Genomic DNA, 16782 nt, shown 5'->3' with positions numbered 1-16782 from the left:
GTTTTTGTAGATTTACATTATGGAAAGTAATTACCGTTTTGCATTCGAAGAACTGAGAGTCTATCAAAAGGCGATGGATTTGGGTGAGCTTGTGGATAATTTGACAAGTAAGTTCCCTTCACGTGAACTTTACGCGTTAAGCTCTCAATATCGACGAGCTTCTGATTCCATCGCTCTGAATCTGGCCGAAGGTTATCCAGGTAGTGATGCTCAATTTGTAAAACATATTAATTATGCTTTGTACAGTTCTAACGAGTGTATTTCGGCGAACGAAAAGGCTTTGCGTAGAGGTTATATCAGCTTCAGTGAAAGTGAAAATGTTAGATCGGACATCACCGATATTCAAAAAATGCTGACAAGTTTGAGGGATAAAATCCGTCAAAGAATCAATAAATAATAATTTACCACATACCACATACCACATACCACATACCACATACCACATACCACATACCACACACCATGAAAAACACCTACATCATAGACGGCATAAGAACGCCTGTCGGAAATTATAAAGGAACCTTAAGCGCCGTACGTGCAGACGATCTGGCGGCACACGTGATCAAAACCATCGTTGAAAAACATCCAGAAATTCCACAAGACGCCTATGCCGATGTGATTATGGGTTGTGCCAATCAAGCTGGAGAGGACAACCGCAACGTGGCGCGCATGGCAGGATTGCTCGCAGGATTGCCATTTTCCGTGCCTGGTGAAACGGTGAATCGTTTATGTAGTTCTGGATTGAGTTCTATAGTGCATGCACACCGTGCGATACAAACTGGCGATGGCGATGTATTCATATCTGGTGGTGTGGAAAATATGACTCGTGGGCCACTCGTGATCGCAAAGCCCAGCACCGGTTTTGGAACAGATGCCAAGATGTATGATTCGAGTTTTGGCTGGAGGTTTGTCAATCAGAAAATGGCCGATATGTACGGCGTGGACGGCATGGGAAACACTGCTGAAAACCTGGTGGAGAAATTCAATATTTCGCGTGAAGATCAAGATGCTTTTGCAGCATGGTCGCAACAAAAAGCAGCCGCGGCACAAGAGTCTGGTAGATTGGCCAAAGAAATTGTACCGGTCGAAATACCGCAACGCAAAAAAGACCCGATCATCTTCAAAGATGATGAGTTCATTCGTGCAGGAACCACCAAAGAAATTTTATCAAAATTACGTCCAGCTTTTAAAAAAGATGGCGGATCAGTCACCGCAGGAAATTCCAGCGGTTTGAACGATGGCGCCGCAGCAACGATCGTTGCCAGTGAAGACGCTGTCAAAAAATATGGACTCCAGTCTATGGCGAGAATTCTAAGCAGCGCCGTAGTAGGCGTGGAGCCCAGAATCATGGGAATAGGTCCTGTTGAGGCCAGTAATCGCGCATTGGAAAAGGCAGGACTCACCATGGCAGATATGGATGTGATCGAGCTCAATGAGGCGTTTGCGTCACAAGCTTTGGCTTGTATAAGAGAATGGGGACTTCAAGATAACGATCCTAGAATCAATCCCAACGGTGGTTCCATAGCTATAGGGCATCCATTGGGAATGACGGGAACGCGTCTTGCTTACACGGCAGCGTTGGAGTTATCGCTTTCGCGAAAGCGATATGCCCTTATCACCATGTGCATAGGTGTAGGTCAAGGATATGCGATGGTGATTGAAAATGTGAGTTAGAAGGCTCTCTTTTTTAAGGTAGATCCAACACTTTCTCAATGAAAAAACTGCTGGCGTTAGCCCGATTGAAAAAAGCAGTGCCCGTAAATTCTGGTGCCACTGCCTTGCATAAGATGCTCAGCTCATCACCAGCACTCAATTCGAGCGTTTGTGTAAATGAGATGGAACCATTAGTGGATCCTGAGTTAGGATCCATTTCTGAACTACGAAAGTATGGACCTAGACCAGTATCATTTACCTGTAATCTGGCTTCGACTTGTGCTTGATTTATACTTGAGGCCATGGAAAGATTCACGGTAATCTGGTATCTACCATTTTCGGTAATTCTAAGATTTTTATTGTCCAATCTGATGTACAAATTAGGACCATCATTAAAAATAGGTTCTGCTGCTACATCACCAAAAATAGATGCTTTGACACCAGTTGGATCGTTCAGGTTATTAGATGTGTCTTGATTCTCATTTGCAAATTTTGCCATTGCACCTATAGCGGCATTAAGACGTTGCCATTTAGTAACCGTCCAGTAGTAATAACCAGTTTGTAAATTGACATTGGTATTATAGACAAGAGTTCCCAGTTTGATGCTGGAAGGCAAAGGATCTGTGTCACTTAGGCTTGTCAAGTGAACTTTTGGGAAAAGAACACCTGATTTTTCAGCACCATCGACATCCTCAATATGTAGAATAGTACCTGTTGCTGGTGCATCTGTACCTATTCCAATCTGCGCTTTCCCAAGCATGCAAAAACAAACCGAAAACACTATAGATAGTGAGTGGATGAATCTGTTATGTAGGTATATGTCCTTCAATGCTATGAATGATTTATAATAGTTTTTGAATAAATATAGTCGAGGTACCTAGGGATCTTAATCTCACAATTCCAACGTTTTCATTTTTAGAAGGATTGTATCTTAAGGTAATCGTTTGACCGGCGTCGATCTTTACAGATTGTGTAAATGATAAAGATCCGTTATCCACGTCGCCTGCAGTGGCGGTCATATTCATTTCGGTACTGCGATACAAGGGACCTCTGTCCGCACCGTTCACACGTATTCTTATATCAATTTCTGCTCTTGAATTTCTTTGAGGTGTGCCAGTTGTTCCATAGGTTCCAACTAATGATAAAGCCACCGTTACTTGATAAATTCCAGTTTCGTTGACGGTAATTCCCGTGTTGCCAGAAGCTTGGTACAAAACTGGATTGTCACTGAATTCTGTATTGCCTACAATCCTCACATTACCGCCACCACTATTCATGTTAGGTCCCGTCACTCCAGCAGATGGATTGCTGTATTTTGCCATCTGGCCTATGTAAGCGTTAAAGCGAGTCCAAGCCGTTCCATCCCAAAAGTAATATCCCTTACCAGTGCTGGTATTGGTATTAAAAACCAATGTGCCCAACTCTGTTCCTAAAGGCAATGGGTCTACGGTGAATAAGTCTAAAATATCTACATCTGGTAAAACAACCCCAGAAGATTCTGGTGCAGCTTTCACGTCAAGAAGCAGACCAGCCGAAGGCGCTTCAGTGCCTATTCCAACTTGCGCCATGCTCACATAAGGGATTAACGCTATAAAAAGCGACATCAATAGAACGGATGATTTGTTTGAAATCCAGTTGATCATGATGCTAATTGATCTTTATGATATAAAAAGAGCTGGGTCTACTGGAGTTGAGCCATACGATATTATTTCCACTGTTGTTTGCACGGTAGGAAACTAGACTTAGCACATCGCCTTCTTCTAGCTCTAGAATTTCTACAAAACTAACCGCACCATCATCATCTTCACCTGTCCTATTGTCTTCCATTTCAGAACTATGTTGATCGGCACCGGGATAACTAATGACTCCTAGATTACTTGTTACTTGGATTTTGATTTCGACAAGGTTATCATCGATAGAATCATCATCTTCTTGTGCTTCTAATCCTAGGGTGACAGCGATGCGATACCTGCCTTTGGCATTCACTCTCAAATTTTTTCTGCGTTCTACGGCATTAGCTCCAACCATTTCATACAAATTATTGCTATTTTCAAACTCTGGATTACCAAAAATTGGAATTTTAAAACCAGCACTCTCATCTTGGTTTAAATCACCAGCCGTATTGTCTGCAACAGGATTACCATAGAGTTCCTTTTTACCTATAAATGGATCCACGAATTTCCAGGTATGTGCCGGTTCATCCCACCACACATAGCCTAAACCAGTTATCGTATTCGTATTAAACGTGAGCGTCCCATCTTCAATACCTACCGGTAATGGGAATTCTGTGTCAAGGTCTTCAATATTAGACCTTGTTAGGATCACACCTTCAGCACCATTTCCAGTAACCTCAAAAGCTACTCCATCAGAAAACTGGCTGGTGTTTACACCTACCTGACTTCTACCTATAAAAAAGGCCGAAAAAGTTAAAATGTAGGAAAGCAACTTCATGGAAACCAATAGTTTATACTTAAAGATAATTGACAGATCAATGGAACGATTTAATGATGCGACTTATTAGCAAATTCAGCGATAAAATGCGTTGTTAAACGAATGATCGATCCATCTACGCAAATATTGGGCCTATAGTTGAGCCAAAGGCCACATAACAGAGTAGGTTTATTCCTTCCTATAAAACTATTGGCAGCGCATTTATACTAACAACTGTTAGTTACGTTTTATCATTTTCGTATTTTAGCAGAAGGCATGATGGGGTTTCGCTTCCGCGAAAGCGAATTTCAAAAACAGACATTTACACACTCAAATTTTATGATCCTAAAAAGTTACATCAACGGTCAATGGCAAGCTGGAAAGCAGGACGGTAACGAGCGCTTCATGTGGGATGCGATTACCGGTGAGCAAATAGGTGCTACTAGTACGGCAAACCTTGATATTGCTGGTGTTTTGCAATATGGTCGCGATCACGGTAAAGTGTTGCGGGACATGACTTTCCAGCAGCGCGGTAACATGATCAAAAAACTGGCGCTGTATCTGGAAAAACGCAAGGCTAAATTCTACGAGATCAGTTATCGTACCGGTGCTACTCGGGCCGACTCCTGGGTAGATATAGAAGGTGGCTTTGGGAACCTATTTGCCAATGCCAGTTTACGTAAGCTTTTCCCAGACCAGAGTTATGCTGTAGAAGGTGATCCTATAGATCTCTCTCGCGGTGGCCGGTTCATGGCGCATCACATTCTCGTACCTCGCAAAGGTGTTGCTGTACATATTAACGCCTTTAATTTCCCAGTTTGGGGAATGTTGGAAAAATGCGCGGTCAACTGGATGGCAGGTATGCCGGCAGTGGTGTTGCCTGCACCACAAACCGCTTTCTTGACAGAAGCTGTCGTGCGTGAGATCATCGCTAGCGGTATCCTACCAGAAGGTGCACTACAATTATTAAGCGGTTTAACCACAAGTGTTCTGGACACGGTAAATTCCACAGACGTTGTCACATTTACGGGTAGTGCAGCCACTGGTAGAAAATTGAAATCACATCCACGATTGCTGGAAGAATCGGTACCATTCACCATGGAAGCCGACTCTTTGAACTCGTCGGTTTTAGGACCTGATGCCGTTCCAGGAACTGCAGAGTTTGACATATTCATCAAGGAAGTGCGCAAGGAAATGACCTCAAAAGCAGGTCAAAAGTGTACGGCGATCCGTAGGATTATGGTGCCAGAAAACCTGATGGAAGATGTGCAAATTGCCTTAGGAAAACAACTTTCCCAAACCGTCATAGGCGATCCTCTATTGCGTGAAACACGCATGGGCGCTATGATTAATAACAATCAGCGTGATACGTTGAAAGAACAAATTCAAAAAATCTCCAAGACTGCCGAAATCGTCTACGGTAACCTCGATGAGGTAGAAATACTGGGTGATCGCGCCCAGAAAGGTGCCTTTATATCGCCCATTTTGATGCGTGAGGACCAGCCATTTAAAAACAATGCTGTTCACGAGGTAGAATGTTTTGGTCCCGTGAGCACGCTCATGCCGTACAAGAATCTAGACGAAGCGATCGAGCTGGCACACATGGGTAAAGGCTCGCTGGTGAGTAGTGTGGTTACTGGAGATGACGCTTTCGCGAAAGTGTACACCATCAACGCCGCATCTTCCCATGGGAGGATTTTGACACTCAACAAAGAAAGCGCTCCACAATCCACAGGTCACGGTTCGCCATTGCCACTATTGGTTCATGGTGGTCCAGGACGTGCTGGCGGTGGCGAGGAAATGGGCGGTTTGCGCGGCATCAAGCATTACATGCAACGTTGTGCCGTTCAAGGAAGTCCAACTTCATTGACTGAAATTACAGGAATTTACCAGCCCAATGGTGCTTATAAGGAAGCCGAAAAGCATCCTTTTGCCTACCATTATGAGGATATCAAGCCTGGAATGTCGTTGGAAACGCACAAACGCACCATCACAAATACGGACATCCAGAATTTTGCAAACCTCACTTGGGACCATTTTTATGCGCATACAGATATTACCAGTCTGGAAGGCAGTATTTTCAAGAAACGCACGGCACATGGTTATTTCATCATAAGTGCGGCCGCAGGACTGTTTGTTTATCCTAATAAAGGACCGGTTTCTGCCAACTATGGTTTGGAAGACATTCGGTTTTTACGACCCTTATACCACAACGACACGATTTATGTGCGTTTGACCTGCAAGGAAAAACGCGAGCGCGACGTTTCAGGTCGCGAGCATCCCAGCGGAATCGTAAAATGGTATGTCGAAGTATTTGATGCAGAACCCGTAGATTATGAAAACGGTAAAACTGATGAGGAAGCCGAATCACTTGTAGCGATTGCCACCATTCTGACCATGGTAGAAAAGAAGCAAGACATATTCAAAGAGATTACAGAGAAGTATATTAAGTCCGCTTTCGCGAAATTGAACTCAGATACCAAACCTCAATGGGGTTCCATGACTCCTCAACATATGGTGGAGCATTTGGAAATGAGCTACCGTATCGCCAGCGGTGAAAAACAAGATTTTGACATCACTACGCCCGATGAGCATTTAGAAAAAGTCGCCGCTACCTTGTGGAATTATGATAAGATGCCTCAAAATCACAAAATGCCGCTCATGAAACAAGACGGTACGCTGGAAGATTTGCAACATGAAAACCTAGAAACTGCTAAGGCAAAAATGCTGGAAGCTCGAAAGGAATATTTAGATTATTTCAAAAAGAATCCAAAAGCAACCACCAAAAATGCTGTTTTTGGAGAACTAAGCAAATATGAATGGACTCTACTAGAGCGTAAACATTTGAATCATCACTTTGAACAGTTCAATATTTCCGCGTAGGCGGAAATCTTTAAATCGGTTATCGAAATGTCTGAAGTGAAAACCTACTATGTTTACATCATGTCCAGTAAAAATAATAGGATTCTGTACGTAGGTGCGACTGGTGATATTGTAAGAAGAACATTTGAACATACATCCAAAAAATATAAAACATCCTTCTCAGCAAAGTACAATGTGGATTGGTTAGTTTATTATGAAGAAATTATTGGAACATGGAAGGATACTTTTACTCGAGAGAAACAGATCAAGAAATGGAACCGTGCATGGAAAATGCGCTTGATACAAGAAAAAAATGAAGACTGGTTGGATTTAAGTAGCGACTGGGATTTTAGTAATTATAAAGATTAAGTAAAACGATAAAAAGATCTCTGCCTACGCGGAGAATTATAGCCATGACAAAACCATACGTAAAAACAACAACTGAAAACTCAATAACCACCATTGAATTCTTTCATCCGGCGCACAACTCCCTGCCAGGTGATGTTCTGGCACAACTCGCACAAGCAATTACTGATGCAGGAAAAGATGAAGCGACTAAAGTGATCATCCTCAAATCTGGTGGTGAGCGTACCTTTTGTGCCGGTGCCAGCTTTAAGGAATTGATCGCGATTGATGATGAGAAAACGGGCGAGATCTTCTTCAGTGGATTTGCAAATGTGATCAATGCCATGCGCAAATGTCCTAAATTCATTATAGGTCGCGTGCAGGGCAAAACCGTTGGTGGTGGCGTTGGAGTTGCTAGTGCGACCGATTATTGTTTCGCGACCAAATTTGCAGCGATCAAACTTAGCGAGTTGAACATAGGTATCGGACCATTTGTGGTAGGTCCAGCCGTAGAGCGCAAATTAGGTTTAACCTGCATGAGCCAGATTGCGATAAATGCCAACGAGTTCTATTCACCAGAATGGGCACAACAAAACGGCTTATTTGCTGAGGTTTACGAATCGACAGAAGAAATGGACGTAGCGGTTCATAAATTTGCAGAAAATCTGTGCACCTATAATCCTGAAGCCATGAAACACATGAAACTAATGTTTTGGTCGGGTTGTGAAAACTGGGATGAATTACTTGCTCAAAGAGCAAAAATTTCCGGAAAACTTGTGTTGAGTGAATTTACCAAGGAAACGCTCAAGCGGTTCAAATAATCCTATTCAGTCGGGATGTCGCAGGTCGGCTTCTCTAAAAACCTAGCGCTATGGCAATTTTCAGTTTCAAGGGACACATACCTGTTATTCACGAGAGTTCATTTGTGCATCCGCTGGCGGCGGTGATTGGTAATGTGATCATCGGGAAGAATTGTTATGTAGGACCTAGCGCGGTGATACGTGGCGATTGGGGCGAGATCATTCTGGAAGATGGCGTCAATGTCCAAGAAAATTGCACGGTACATATGTTTCCTGGTAAGAGCATTCGCTTTGCAGAGAGCGCACACATAGGCCACGGTGCCGTGATTCATGGCGCAAATTTGGGTCGCAATTGTCTGATTGGTATGAACAGCGTGATCATGGACGATGCCGAGATAGGTGATGAGTGCATTGTTGGTGCTATGTCCTTTGTCAAGGCCGAAGCGGTCTTTGATCCCAGATCCTTGATCGTAGGCAATCCCGCCAAAAAAATCAAAGAAGTCAGCGACGAGATGATCGCCTGGAAAACCGCTGGCACAAAGCTCTACCAACAACTTCCAACTGATTGTCATGAAACCATGAGTGAAGTCGAACCTCTACGAGAAATCCCAGCTAACCGACCAGTGCAGGAAGATTTTTATAAGACGTTGCAGGAGATGAAGAAGAATTAATTAGCAGTTTGTTAATTCTACCAATTAAAACTACCTAAACTTGTTGTATTGATGTTAGTTGTTCTTTCAGTTGTATGCGGTGCTCCTTGAGTTGCCTTATTTGTTTTGCATCTTGATATTTCCAAACAAAGTACGCAACTAGAAAGGCTAGTGTGTAAAAAATAGCAAATGCAATAGCTGTACCCATATGGCCAAAATCGCTTACATCAACAGCTTTAACCGCTTCCCTACGATGCAACCCGTCAGGTTCATGCGTGTAGACAGGACCTACAACACTCATAAATATTCCAAACAAGATGACTTTAACCTTGTTTCTACCTATCCAGTTCTTGGATTTTTCAGCTCGCTCAATTTTATATTGATTGGCCAGTAAGGCTTTCTTCAAATATTTTGCCTGCATACTCATACTTAAATAACAAATTTAAGTGAATAGTACCAATATGGATTCCGCTTTCGCGAAAGCGAATTCCAACATAATCTTCACGACTAACAAGTGTTAGTTTTTGTAAATTTGAGTCATGGCAACAATGACAGATTTTATACTGCCCAAAATGGGCGAATCCATTACTGAAGGAACCATTCTCAATTGGCTGGTTCAAGAAGGTGAATCCTTTGCAGAAGGCGATATTCTGGTAGAAGTAGGAACGGACAAAGTAGATAACGAGGTGCCGGCACCATGTGACGGGACGATGGTCAAACATTTATTTGGGAACGGTGATGTTGTTGAAATTGGTGAGCCTGTTGCGCAGATTGAAGCTAGTGATGAATCAACAAAAGCAAGCGCTTCTTCAAAACCAGAAGCAAAGGATCTCAAAAAACCTAGCGGACTGGAAGACGTTCAAAAAGATAGTGAGGCCAGTGCAGCCTCTCAAAATAGGACCGGTTCGAGCGACAGTCGAGAACGAGTTGCTTCAGCAGTTCAAAAACAAGTTTCCAGTTCTTACGTCAATAAAAACCTATTCGTCAGTCCGTTAATTGATAAAATTGCTCGCGAGAATCACATATCCTATGAGGAACTTGCCCGTATTCCTGCCACTGGAGCTGAAGGTCGTTTGCGCAAGAGTGATGTCATCCAGTATTTAAATGATGGTCGTCCGTATCAGTTTGCACAAGCTGTAAGCAACGAGCCAGACCCTACAGCCTACCGTATTCCTCAATTGAAGTTTGATAAAGGAACCGGTAAGATTATCGAGATGGACCGCATGCGATCCATGATTGCAGATCATATGGTGTATTCAAAACACACCAGTCCACACGTGACGGCTTATGTAGAAGCAGACCTTACCGATTTGATGAACTGGAGAAATGCCAATAAAGCCGCTTTTCAAGAGAAGCATGGTGAGCGATTGACATTTACACCACTATTTGTAGATGCCGTGGCCAGAGCCATCAAAGAGTTTCCAAACATCAATGCCAGCGTCGATGGTAAGAACATCATTGTAAAAGAGAACATTAATGTGGGAATGGCAACTGCCTTACCATCAGGAAATCTCATTGTTCCCGTTGTAAAAAATGCCGATCAAAAATCTTTACCAGAAATTGCTGCAGAGGTAAATCGTATGGCAAATCTCGCAAGGGAAAATAAATTAGGTGGCGATGATATTAAAGGCGGAACATTCACAATCTCAAACGTTGGAACATTTGGTTCATTGATGGGAACACCTATTATCAATCAGCCAGAGGTTGCGATTTTAGCTACGGGAATTATCAAAAAAAGTGCTGAGGTAATGACGAGAGACGGCGTTGACAGCATTGAAGTGAGGAGTATGATGATGCTGAGTTTGAGTTTTGATCATCGGGTGGTTGATGGATTTTTGGGAGGTAGTTTCTTGAAGCAAGTGGCTTTGAACCTAGAGGAAGCTCCGCAAACTAATTATTAAGCGAAGCCGCCATGTAGCGGCTTGACTATAAAAACAAAGATTTGGAAAAGTCAGTATTAGAAAAAGGATTTCGCAATATGGTGACCGCCAAAGCCATGACAGAACTCTATGAAGAGAACTTCAAAACGGTTTCTAAATATGTGCACGCGACCAGTCGCGGGCATGAGGTGATCCAGACGGCTATCGGGATGCAACTGCTGCCGCAGGATTATATGTTTCCGTATTATCGGGATGATGCGATGTTGCTGGCGATAGGCATGAAGCCTTACGATTTGATGCTGCAGTTATTGGCAAAAAAAGCCGATCCGTTTTCTGGTGGCCGTACCTACTATTCACATCCATCGTTGAATGATATTGATAAGCCTAAAATACCGCACCAATCCAGTGCAACTGGGATGCAGGCGATTCCTGCCACTGGAGCAGCGCTGGGTTTTCATTACAAAGAGAGTTTTGAAAATTCAGAATTCAGAATTCAGAATTCAGAATTGCCAATTGTCGTATGTTCCCTAGGCGATGCCTCAGTGACTGAAGGTGAGATTGCCGAAGCGCTACAAATGGCGGCTCTCAAGCAACTTCCAATTCTTTATTTGGTACAGGACAACGGTTGGGACATCAGTGCCAATGCTGCTGAAACCAGAGCCCAAAATGCCTTCGAATATGCTGCTGGATTCCACGGGATTGAGCGCATTTCCATAGATGGGACTGATTTTGAAGAGAGTTACAATACCCTAAACAAGGTGATCGAGACTATAAGAACAGAGCGTCGACCGTTTTTGGTTCATGCGACCGTTCCCTTATTGAATCACCATACCAGCGGTGTGCGCATGGAGTTTTACCGCGATGATTTAGAAGAATCCAGAGAACGCGATCCGTACCCTAAGATGAGAAAACTACTATTGGACAATGGTTTTACAGCGCAGGAGGTTGATGGGTACGACGCTTTCGCGAAAGCGGAAACCCAAAAAGCCTTACAACAAGCGATGGACATGCCAGACCCAGAACCAGCCGACTTGTTCACGCACGATTTTGCACCAACGCCCATCACCGAAGAGCGCGGCGAGCGATCACCAGAAGGCGCAGAAAAAGTGGTGATGGTAGATTGTGCACTATTTGCTATTGAAGAATTGATGCGCAAACACCCAGAATGTTTGCTCTATGGGCAGGATGTAGGCGGCAGATTAGGCGGCGTTTTTAGAGAAGCCGCAACGCTGGCACAGAAATTTGGCGACAACCGAGTCTTCAACACACCTATCCAAGAGGCCTTTATCGTGGGAAGCACCGTAGGAATGAGCGCGGTAGGATTAAAACCCATCGTTGAGGTGCAGTTTGCAGATTACATCTGGCCAGGATTGAATCAGCTGTTTACAGAGGTTTCCAGATCCAATTATTTGAGTAACGGCAAATGGCCGGTTTCCATGATATTGCGCGTACCGATAGGTGCCTACGGTAGCGGTGGACCGTATCATTCCAGTTCGATGGAAAGCGTGGTCTCTAATATTAGAGGTCTCAAAATTGCGTATCCATCCAACGGTGCCGATTTGAAAGGCTTGATGAAAGCAGCCTATTATGATCCTAATCCGGTAGTGATTTTTGAACACAAAGGGCTGTACTGGAGTAAAGTCAAAGGCACCAAAGGAGCGACCAGTGTAGAGCCTAGCGAGGATTACGTGTTGCCTTTTGGCAAGGCTTGGGTCTTGCAGGAAATCTGGAAAAAGGAAGAAGAAGAAACCTTGAGCATCATTACTTACGGTATGGGCGTTCATTGGGCGATGAACGCCACAAAGGAACTTGGTTTACAGGATAGAGTAGAAGTGGTTGATTTGAGAACCCTGCATCCATTGGATTATGATACCGTTTTTGCCAGCGTTAAGAAATGCGGTAAATGCCTCGTGGTAACTGAAGAGCCTAGTGAGAACAGTTTCTCACGCGCCTTGCAAGGTCGTATCCAGGAAGAGTGTTTTAAATACATTGATGCTCCAGTGATGGTCATAGGTTCAGAAAACATGCCGGCGATACCTCTGAATTCTGTTTTGGAAGAAACGATGATTCCTAGCACGGAAAAGGTGAAGGTGAAAATCCAGGAGATTTTGAATTATTAGAAATAAAAAGGGCCGCAATCATTGCGGCCCTTTTGATATTAAAATATTTTTTAAGACTAGATGGATTCTGTGTCTTTGCCATCAATTCGATAGGTAGCTCCACTGGCTGCAGCAACTCTTACCGTGCTGTCTTTGTCTTTATCTACCACTAAGTTGGTGACTACAATAGATCCAAGATCTACTAGAGCATCTTTACTGGTCTTGATAGATAAACGGTCCAGCGTATCAAACCCTTTAAAGGTCACGATGGCATTCCCTTCAATTTGCAAAGCTTTCAAGTCATTGGTGTAAATTCTGTAACGACTGTCCTTGTCGTTAGAGGTACGCAATTCAAGAGTTCCAACCTCGTTGGAAATGATGTATTGATCTAGTTGATCTTCGCTACCAGAGAATTGAATTTTGGACGTCTGCGATAAATGAACTTCAATCTGGGCATTACTGTCAATTTTGATTCGGTTAAAGCGGTTCAAGTCTTTTGAAACTTGAGCGTTGATAGTTCCAGCGATCGCTAGGCATGCAATTAAAATGATCTTTTTCATAATGTCAATTTTAAAAAGTGTTTATGTTTTTTATTAGAGACACCAAAATTCATCAATAGTTGCATGGGAAAATGAGCTTTGATGATTCCATAACATTCAGATAACCACTCTTTACCTTAGCTTAAAAGACGCTAATTTTCGTTAAGAATTGATTGGCAAAATGCATCAAATCTCCTCGAATATTGCTGTCCAAATCGTGCATTTCTATGACGGCTTAACATTCAGTTCTTGTTATGATCATATGCTACTTTTTCAAGCTAACGGTCCAGTTTTAGTGCTATCTTTTTATGGGTTGAAATGAGTTCGCTTTCGCGAAAGCGAACCGCTTAAAAGTCTTTTGAACATCGTAAAATTTTAGGCAACCTAGTCGGGCAATTCAATATGAATCACGACCTTTATTTTTAAATAGTTTGCAATGAAAGTAACTCTAGAAAGAAAAAACATGGAATACCTGCTGGAAGCCAAAGGAGCCTCTGGAATTCCTGTAATGATTGATAATAAAGGCAGTGAAATAGTACAGGGTTCCAGTCCCATGGAACTGATCCTTATGGGTGTAGGTGGTTGCAGTGCGATTGATATTATTTCCATTCTCAAGAAACAGAAGCAGGAAATCGATAATTATAAAGTTGAGGTGACTGGCGATCGAGTGGAGCAGGATGGCTCCAAACCTTTCAAAGCCATTCAAGTGATGGTTTCCCTGGCAGGAGCAATCGATGCTGCCAAGGCACAGCGCGCAGCAGATCTAAGTTTCCAGAAATACTGTAGCGTTTCCAAAACATTTGATAGTGTCGTAGAGATCACATATCATGTCATACTTAACGGTAAAGCCATCTCATGAAGCATTTTGAAACCGAGGCGATAAGAGCCCAAATGGAACGGTCCCAGTATAAGGAACATTCCACACCTTTATATTTGACATCCAGTTTTGTTTTTGACGATGCAGAGGAAATGAGAGCCTCTTTTGCAGAGGAAAAGGAGCGCAATCTATACAGTCGTTTTACGAATCCCAATACATCAGAATTTGTAGATAAGATCTGTAAACTGGAAGGTGCTGAAGCTGGTTATGCCTTTGCTACAGGAATGTCTGCCATCTTTACAACCTTTGCTGCACTACTCGATAGTGGCGATCATATTGTATCATGCCGCAGCGTTTTTGGCAGTACACATACGTTGTTCACCAAGTATTTACCTAAGTGGAATATTACCACCAGTTATTTCACGGCAGACCAAGTGGATCGAATAGAATCTCTTATAAAGCCAGAGACTAAGGTGCTTTACATTGAAACGCCTACAAATCCTGCGATTGATATTCTGGATATGGAAAAGATAGGTGCGATTTGTAAAAAGCACGATATCATATTCCTGGTGGACAATTGTTTTGCGACTCCATATCTGCAGCAACCCATCAAATATGGAGCAGATCTTGTCATTCACAGCGCCACGAAATTACTGGATGGTCAAGGCCGTGTTTTGGGTGGTGTAACCGTTGGCAGGAAAGATTTGATGCGTGAAGTGTATTTATTTGCACGCAATTCTGGTCCAGCGATGTCACCCTTTAACGCCTGGATACTTTCTAAAAGTCTGGAAACACTTGCAGTAAGAGTTGATCGTCATTGCGACAATGCTCTCAAAGTTGCTGAGTTTCTAGAGCAACAGGATAAAATATCCATGGTGAAATACCCGTTTCTCAAATCTCATCCGCAATATGAGACGGCCAAAAAACAAATGAAAAAAGGTGGTAACATCATTGCGTTTGAATTAAAAGACGGGCTTGAAGCTGGACGAACCTTTTTGAATAATATCAAGATGTGCTCGTTAAGCGCCAATTTAGGAGACACCAGGACCATCGTGACCCATCCAGCATCTACCACGCACGGCAGGCTTGCTGTAGAGGATCGTCTAGCTGTTGGTATCACTGATGGACTTGTACGTATATCAGTTGGCCTGGAGCATGAAGAAGATATCATAGCAGATATCAAGCAGGCGCTTGCAGCCGAGTGATAGAGCCGTACTTTTGCGATTCTATATTTGTAATTGATGAGTAACGAACAGTCTGCCATAAGAACCACCTATTTTAGTATCATAGGCAACACGTTACTGGCTATAATCAAAGGTCTGGCAGGAATTTTTGGTAATTCCTATGCGCTTATTGCAGACGCTATTGAATCTACTACAGATATTTTTGCATCGGTATTGGTGCTTTTGGGTTTCAAATATGCCAAACGACCTGCCGATGAAAACCACCCTTACGGTCACGGTAAAATAGAGCCATTGGTCACTTTTGCGGTGGTGGCTTTTTTGGTAGTTTCTGCTACGGTTATTGCTGTTGAAAGTATCGAGAATATACATACGCCTCATAAGGTTCCCAAAGCCTGGACGCTTATTGTTCTAGGCGTGATTATCATCTGGAAAGAAGTTTCCTATCAAATTGTGATCAGAAAAAGTCGAACCACCAATAGTTCCAGCTTAAAAGCAGACGCCTGGCACCATAGAAGTGATGCATTTACATCCATCATGGCTTTTATAGGAATTAGCATTGCGATTACTTTTGGAAAAGGTTATGAAACGGCAGATGATTGGGCAGCATTGCTAGCTTCTGGATTCATCCTTTACAACAGCTATTTGATTTTACGACCGGCATTAGGTGAGGTCATGGACGAGCAGATCTATGACGAGCTCATTGAGCACATACGTTCTAGATCCTTGGATGTCGAAGGCGTGTTGGACACCGAGAAATGTTTTGTTCGCAAGTCTGGAATGAAATTTCACATTGATCTACACGCTATCGTCGATGGAGATATTTCCGTGAAATCAGGCCATGATATTGCTCATGATTTGAAGGATTATCTAAGAAAGGAAATCCCTAGTTTAGGTCATGTGTTGATCCATGTGGAGCCTTTTGAAGAATAACTGGATTGCAAAAAATAAAAAGTTGAGAATTCTCGAAAGCTGTGATCACTTTCTGCATAGATCGCGTATTCAATTTAATTTTGAGATTTCGCAAAAGCTTATTTGATTTTCCATGAAATAAAAAACCCGATGCTTTCTCAAGCATCGGATACAATTCTTAAAACTAAATTAGTTAATTAGCCGCCGCAGCCTTGATCACAATGTTATTGTTGGCGTCTAGTAAGTTTAATGTCCCATCTGTCTTTTGGTAGGAAGTGACTTTGTCAAGAGCTGCTAGAAAATCATTTTCCGCTTTCATATCCGGACAAGATTTTCTGGTCAATGCTACATCACCTATGGTAAGCTGATAGGTCTCAATGGTAAATGAAGCATTGTAAGTATTGCACCCAGCATTTCCGCTAACCGTTTTACCCAATCCGTTGAAATTGATGGTTTGGTTGTTGTTGACCGTAGTGCCGTTCAATTGGGTCACATTGTAGCTGCCGTTTAATTCCACACGGCTACCAGTATTTAATACCTGGCGTGTCTCATCACAGCTGTTGAGCGAGATTAAGAGAAAACCTACTAGGAAAATTGAAACGAATGTTTTCATG

At 42.8% G+C, this 16782-nt stretch carries 17 protein-coding genes; 11 read left to right on the top strand and 6 right to left on the bottom strand.

All coding sequences use genetic code 11. From position 1 onward, the window contains the following. The first annotated feature begins 19 nt into the window (after positions 1-19). Positions 20-397, top strand: a complete 378-nt coding sequence (locus AAU57_RS13320; RefSeq protein ID WP_055413381.1) for a four helix bundle protein — start codon at positions 20-22, stop codon at positions 395-397. A gap of 65 nt (positions 398-462) precedes the next feature. After that, entirely contained in the window at positions 463-1674 is a 1212-nt protein-coding gene (locus AAU57_RS13315; protein WP_055413380.1) for an acetyl-CoA C-acyltransferase, read from the top strand. A 13-nt stretch (positions 1675-1687) separates the two neighbouring features. Here AAU57_RS13315 and AAU57_RS13310 read toward each other — a convergent pair whose 3' ends face one another. The 3 genes from AAU57_RS13310 to AAU57_RS13300 form a co-directional block, all read right to left on the bottom strand. After that, positions 1688-2413 (bottom strand): hypothetical protein, encoded by a 726-nt coding sequence (locus AAU57_RS13310; protein ID WP_055413379.1) that lies wholly within the window; start codon positions 2411-2413, stop codon positions 1688-1690. Between the two features lie 82 nt (positions 2414-2495). Further along, positions 2496-3296 carry a hypothetical protein gene (locus AAU57_RS13305; RefSeq protein WP_055413378.1) on the bottom strand — a complete coding sequence of 267 codons (801 nt, stop codon included), beginning with the start codon at positions 3294-3296 and terminating at the stop codon, positions 2496-2498. A 4-nt stretch (positions 3297-3300) separates the two neighbouring features. After that, positions 3301-4104 (bottom strand): hypothetical protein, encoded by an 804-nt coding sequence (locus AAU57_RS13300; protein WP_055413377.1) that lies wholly within the window; start codon positions 4102-4104, stop codon positions 3301-3303. 318 nt (positions 4105-4422) lie between these two features. Here AAU57_RS13300 and paaZ point away from each other — a divergent pair, with 318 nt between their 5' ends. From paaZ to AAU57_RS13280, 4 genes are read left to right on the top strand one after another with little or no spacing between them, the layout of a single operon-like run. Continuing rightward, positions 4423-6966 (top strand): phenylacetic acid degradation bifunctional protein PaaZ, encoded by a 2544-nt coding sequence (gene paaZ / locus AAU57_RS13295; RefSeq protein ID WP_055413784.1) that lies wholly within the window; start codon positions 4423-4425, stop codon positions 6964-6966. 27 nt (positions 6967-6993) lie between these two features. After that, positions 6994-7314 (top strand): GIY-YIG nuclease family protein, encoded by a 321-nt coding sequence (locus tag AAU57_RS13290; protein WP_055413376.1) that lies wholly within the window; start codon positions 6994-6996, stop codon positions 7312-7314. 44 nt (positions 7315-7358) lie between these two features. Continuing rightward, on the top strand, positions 7359-8111 hold the full coding sequence (locus tag AAU57_RS13285) for an enoyl-CoA hydratase/isomerase family protein (protein ID WP_055413375.1): 753 nt from the start codon (positions 7359-7361) through the stop codon (positions 8109-8111). 50 nt (positions 8112-8161) lie between these two features. Further along, positions 8162-8761, top strand: coding sequence for a transferase hexapeptide repeat family protein (locus AAU57_RS13280; protein WP_055413374.1), 600 nt, complete (start codon positions 8162-8164; stop codon positions 8759-8761). Positions 8762-8795: 34 nt separating this feature from the next. Here AAU57_RS13280 and AAU57_RS13275 read toward each other — a convergent pair whose 3' ends face one another. After that, positions 8796-9167 (bottom strand): hypothetical protein, encoded by a 372-nt coding sequence (locus tag AAU57_RS13275; RefSeq protein ID WP_231717826.1) that lies wholly within the window; start codon positions 9165-9167, stop codon positions 8796-8798. Positions 9168-9279: 112 nt separating this feature from the next. On the opposite strand from AAU57_RS13275, the gene AAU57_RS13270 reads away from it, so the two are divergent. Both AAU57_RS13270 and AAU57_RS13265 read left to right on the top strand, forming a co-directional pair. After that, positions 9280-10641: a dihydrolipoamide acetyltransferase family protein gene (locus AAU57_RS13270; RefSeq protein WP_055413372.1), complete on the top strand. Its 1362-nt coding sequence runs from the start codon at positions 9280-9282 to the stop codon at positions 10639-10641. 77 nt (positions 10642-10718) lie between these two features. Next, positions 10719-12740 (top strand): thiamine pyrophosphate-dependent enzyme, encoded by a 2022-nt coding sequence (locus AAU57_RS13265; RefSeq protein WP_055413371.1) that lies wholly within the window; start codon positions 10719-10721, stop codon positions 12738-12740. Between the two features lie 56 nt (positions 12741-12796). Here the strand turns inward: AAU57_RS13265 and AAU57_RS13260 are convergent, their stop codons facing one another. Further along, positions 12797-13279 (bottom strand): GIN domain-containing protein, encoded by a 483-nt coding sequence (locus tag AAU57_RS13260; protein ID WP_055413370.1) that lies wholly within the window; start codon positions 13277-13279, stop codon positions 12797-12799. 415 nt (positions 13280-13694) lie between these two features. On the opposite strand from AAU57_RS13260, the gene AAU57_RS13255 reads away from it, so the two are divergent. Genes AAU57_RS13255 through AAU57_RS13245 form a run of 3 tightly spaced genes read left to right on the top strand, consistent with a single transcriptional unit; the run spans position 13695 to position 16189 of the window. Then, the gene (locus AAU57_RS13255; protein ID WP_055413369.1) at positions 13695-14117 is read left to right on the top strand and encodes an OsmC family protein; all 423 of its coding nucleotides are present in this window, start codon (positions 13695-13697) and stop codon (positions 14115-14117) included. After that, on the top strand, positions 14114-15280 hold the full coding sequence (locus AAU57_RS13250) for a trans-sulfuration enzyme family protein (protein WP_055413368.1): 1167 nt from the start codon (positions 14114-14116) through the stop codon (positions 15278-15280). Before AAU57_RS13255 ends, AAU57_RS13250 begins: the two co-directional genes overlap by 4 nt. 36 nt (positions 15281-15316) lie before the next feature. Beyond that, positions 15317-16189 (top strand): cation diffusion facilitator family transporter, encoded by an 873-nt coding sequence (locus AAU57_RS13245; RefSeq protein ID WP_055413367.1) that lies wholly within the window; start codon positions 15317-15319, stop codon positions 16187-16189. A gap of 172 nt (positions 16190-16361) precedes the next feature. On the opposite strand, the gene AAU57_RS13240 is transcribed toward AAU57_RS13245, so the two are convergent. Continuing rightward, the gene (locus AAU57_RS13240; protein ID WP_055413366.1) at positions 16362-16781 is read right to left on the bottom strand and encodes an META domain-containing protein; all 420 of its coding nucleotides are present in this window, start codon (positions 16779-16781) and stop codon (positions 16362-16364) included. Position 16782: the final 1 nt, after the last annotated feature.

Origin of the sequence: Nonlabens sp. YIK11 (assembly GCF_001413925.1) — a bacterium.
GTDB lineage: Bacteria > Bacteroidota > Bacteroidia > Flavobacteriales > Flavobacteriaceae > Nonlabens.
Note: the sequence above shows the minus strand (reverse complement) of the source record. Positions and strands in the feature narration are given on the sequence as shown.

Bases quoted from the DNA above. Each gene is read 5' to 3' on its own strand.
- AAU57_RS13320 (WP_055413381.1), top strand. From the start codon at position 20: ATGGAAAGTAATTACCGTTTTGCATTCGAAGAACTGAGAGTCTATCAA.
- AAU57_RS13315 (WP_055413380.1), top strand. From the start codon at position 463: ATGAAAAACACCTACATCATAGACGGCATAAGAACGCCTGTCGGAAAT.
- AAU57_RS13310 (WP_055413379.1), bottom strand. From the start codon at position 2,413: ATGCTTGGGAAAGCGCAGATTGGAATAGGTACAGATGCACCAGCAACA.
- AAU57_RS13305 (WP_055413378.1), bottom strand. From the start codon at position 3,296: ATGATCAACTGGATTTCAAACAAATCATCCGTTCTATTGATGTCGCTT.
- AAU57_RS13300 (WP_055413377.1), bottom strand. From the start codon at position 4,104: ATGAAGTTGCTTTCCTACATTTTAACTTTTTCGGCCTTTTTTATAGGT.
- paaZ (WP_055413784.1), top strand. From the start codon at position 4,423: ATGATCCTAAAAAGTTACATCAACGGTCAATGGCAAGCTGGAAAGCAG.
- AAU57_RS13290 (WP_055413376.1), top strand. From the start codon at position 6,994: ATGTCTGAAGTGAAAACCTACTATGTTTACATCATGTCCAGTAAAAAT.
- AAU57_RS13285 (WP_055413375.1), top strand. From the start codon at position 7,359: ATGACAAAACCATACGTAAAAACAACAACTGAAAACTCAATAACCACC.
- AAU57_RS13280 (WP_055413374.1), top strand. From the start codon at position 8,162: ATGGCAATTTTCAGTTTCAAGGGACACATACCTGTTATTCACGAGAGT.
- AAU57_RS13275 (WP_231717826.1), bottom strand. From the start codon at position 9,167: ATGAGTATGCAGGCAAAATATTTGAAGAAAGCCTTACTGGCCAATCAA.
- AAU57_RS13270 (WP_055413372.1), top strand. From the start codon at position 9,280: ATGGCAACAATGACAGATTTTATACTGCCCAAAATGGGCGAATCCATT.
- AAU57_RS13265 (WP_055413371.1), top strand. From the start codon at position 10,719: ATGGTGACCGCCAAAGCCATGACAGAACTCTATGAAGAGAACTTCAAA.
- AAU57_RS13260 (WP_055413370.1), bottom strand. From the start codon at position 13,279: ATGAAAAAGATCATTTTAATTGCATGCCTAGCGATCGCTGGAACTATC.
- AAU57_RS13255 (WP_055413369.1), top strand. From the start codon at position 13,695: ATGAAAGTAACTCTAGAAAGAAAAAACATGGAATACCTGCTGGAAGCC.
- AAU57_RS13250 (WP_055413368.1), top strand. From the start codon at position 14,114: ATGAAGCATTTTGAAACCGAGGCGATAAGAGCCCAAATGGAACGGTCC.
- AAU57_RS13245 (WP_055413367.1), top strand. From the start codon at position 15,317: ATGAGTAACGAACAGTCTGCCATAAGAACCACCTATTTTAGTATCATA.
- AAU57_RS13240 (WP_055413366.1), bottom strand. From the start codon at position 16,781: ATGAAAACATTCGTTTCAATTTTCCTAGTAGGTTTTCTCTTAATCTCG.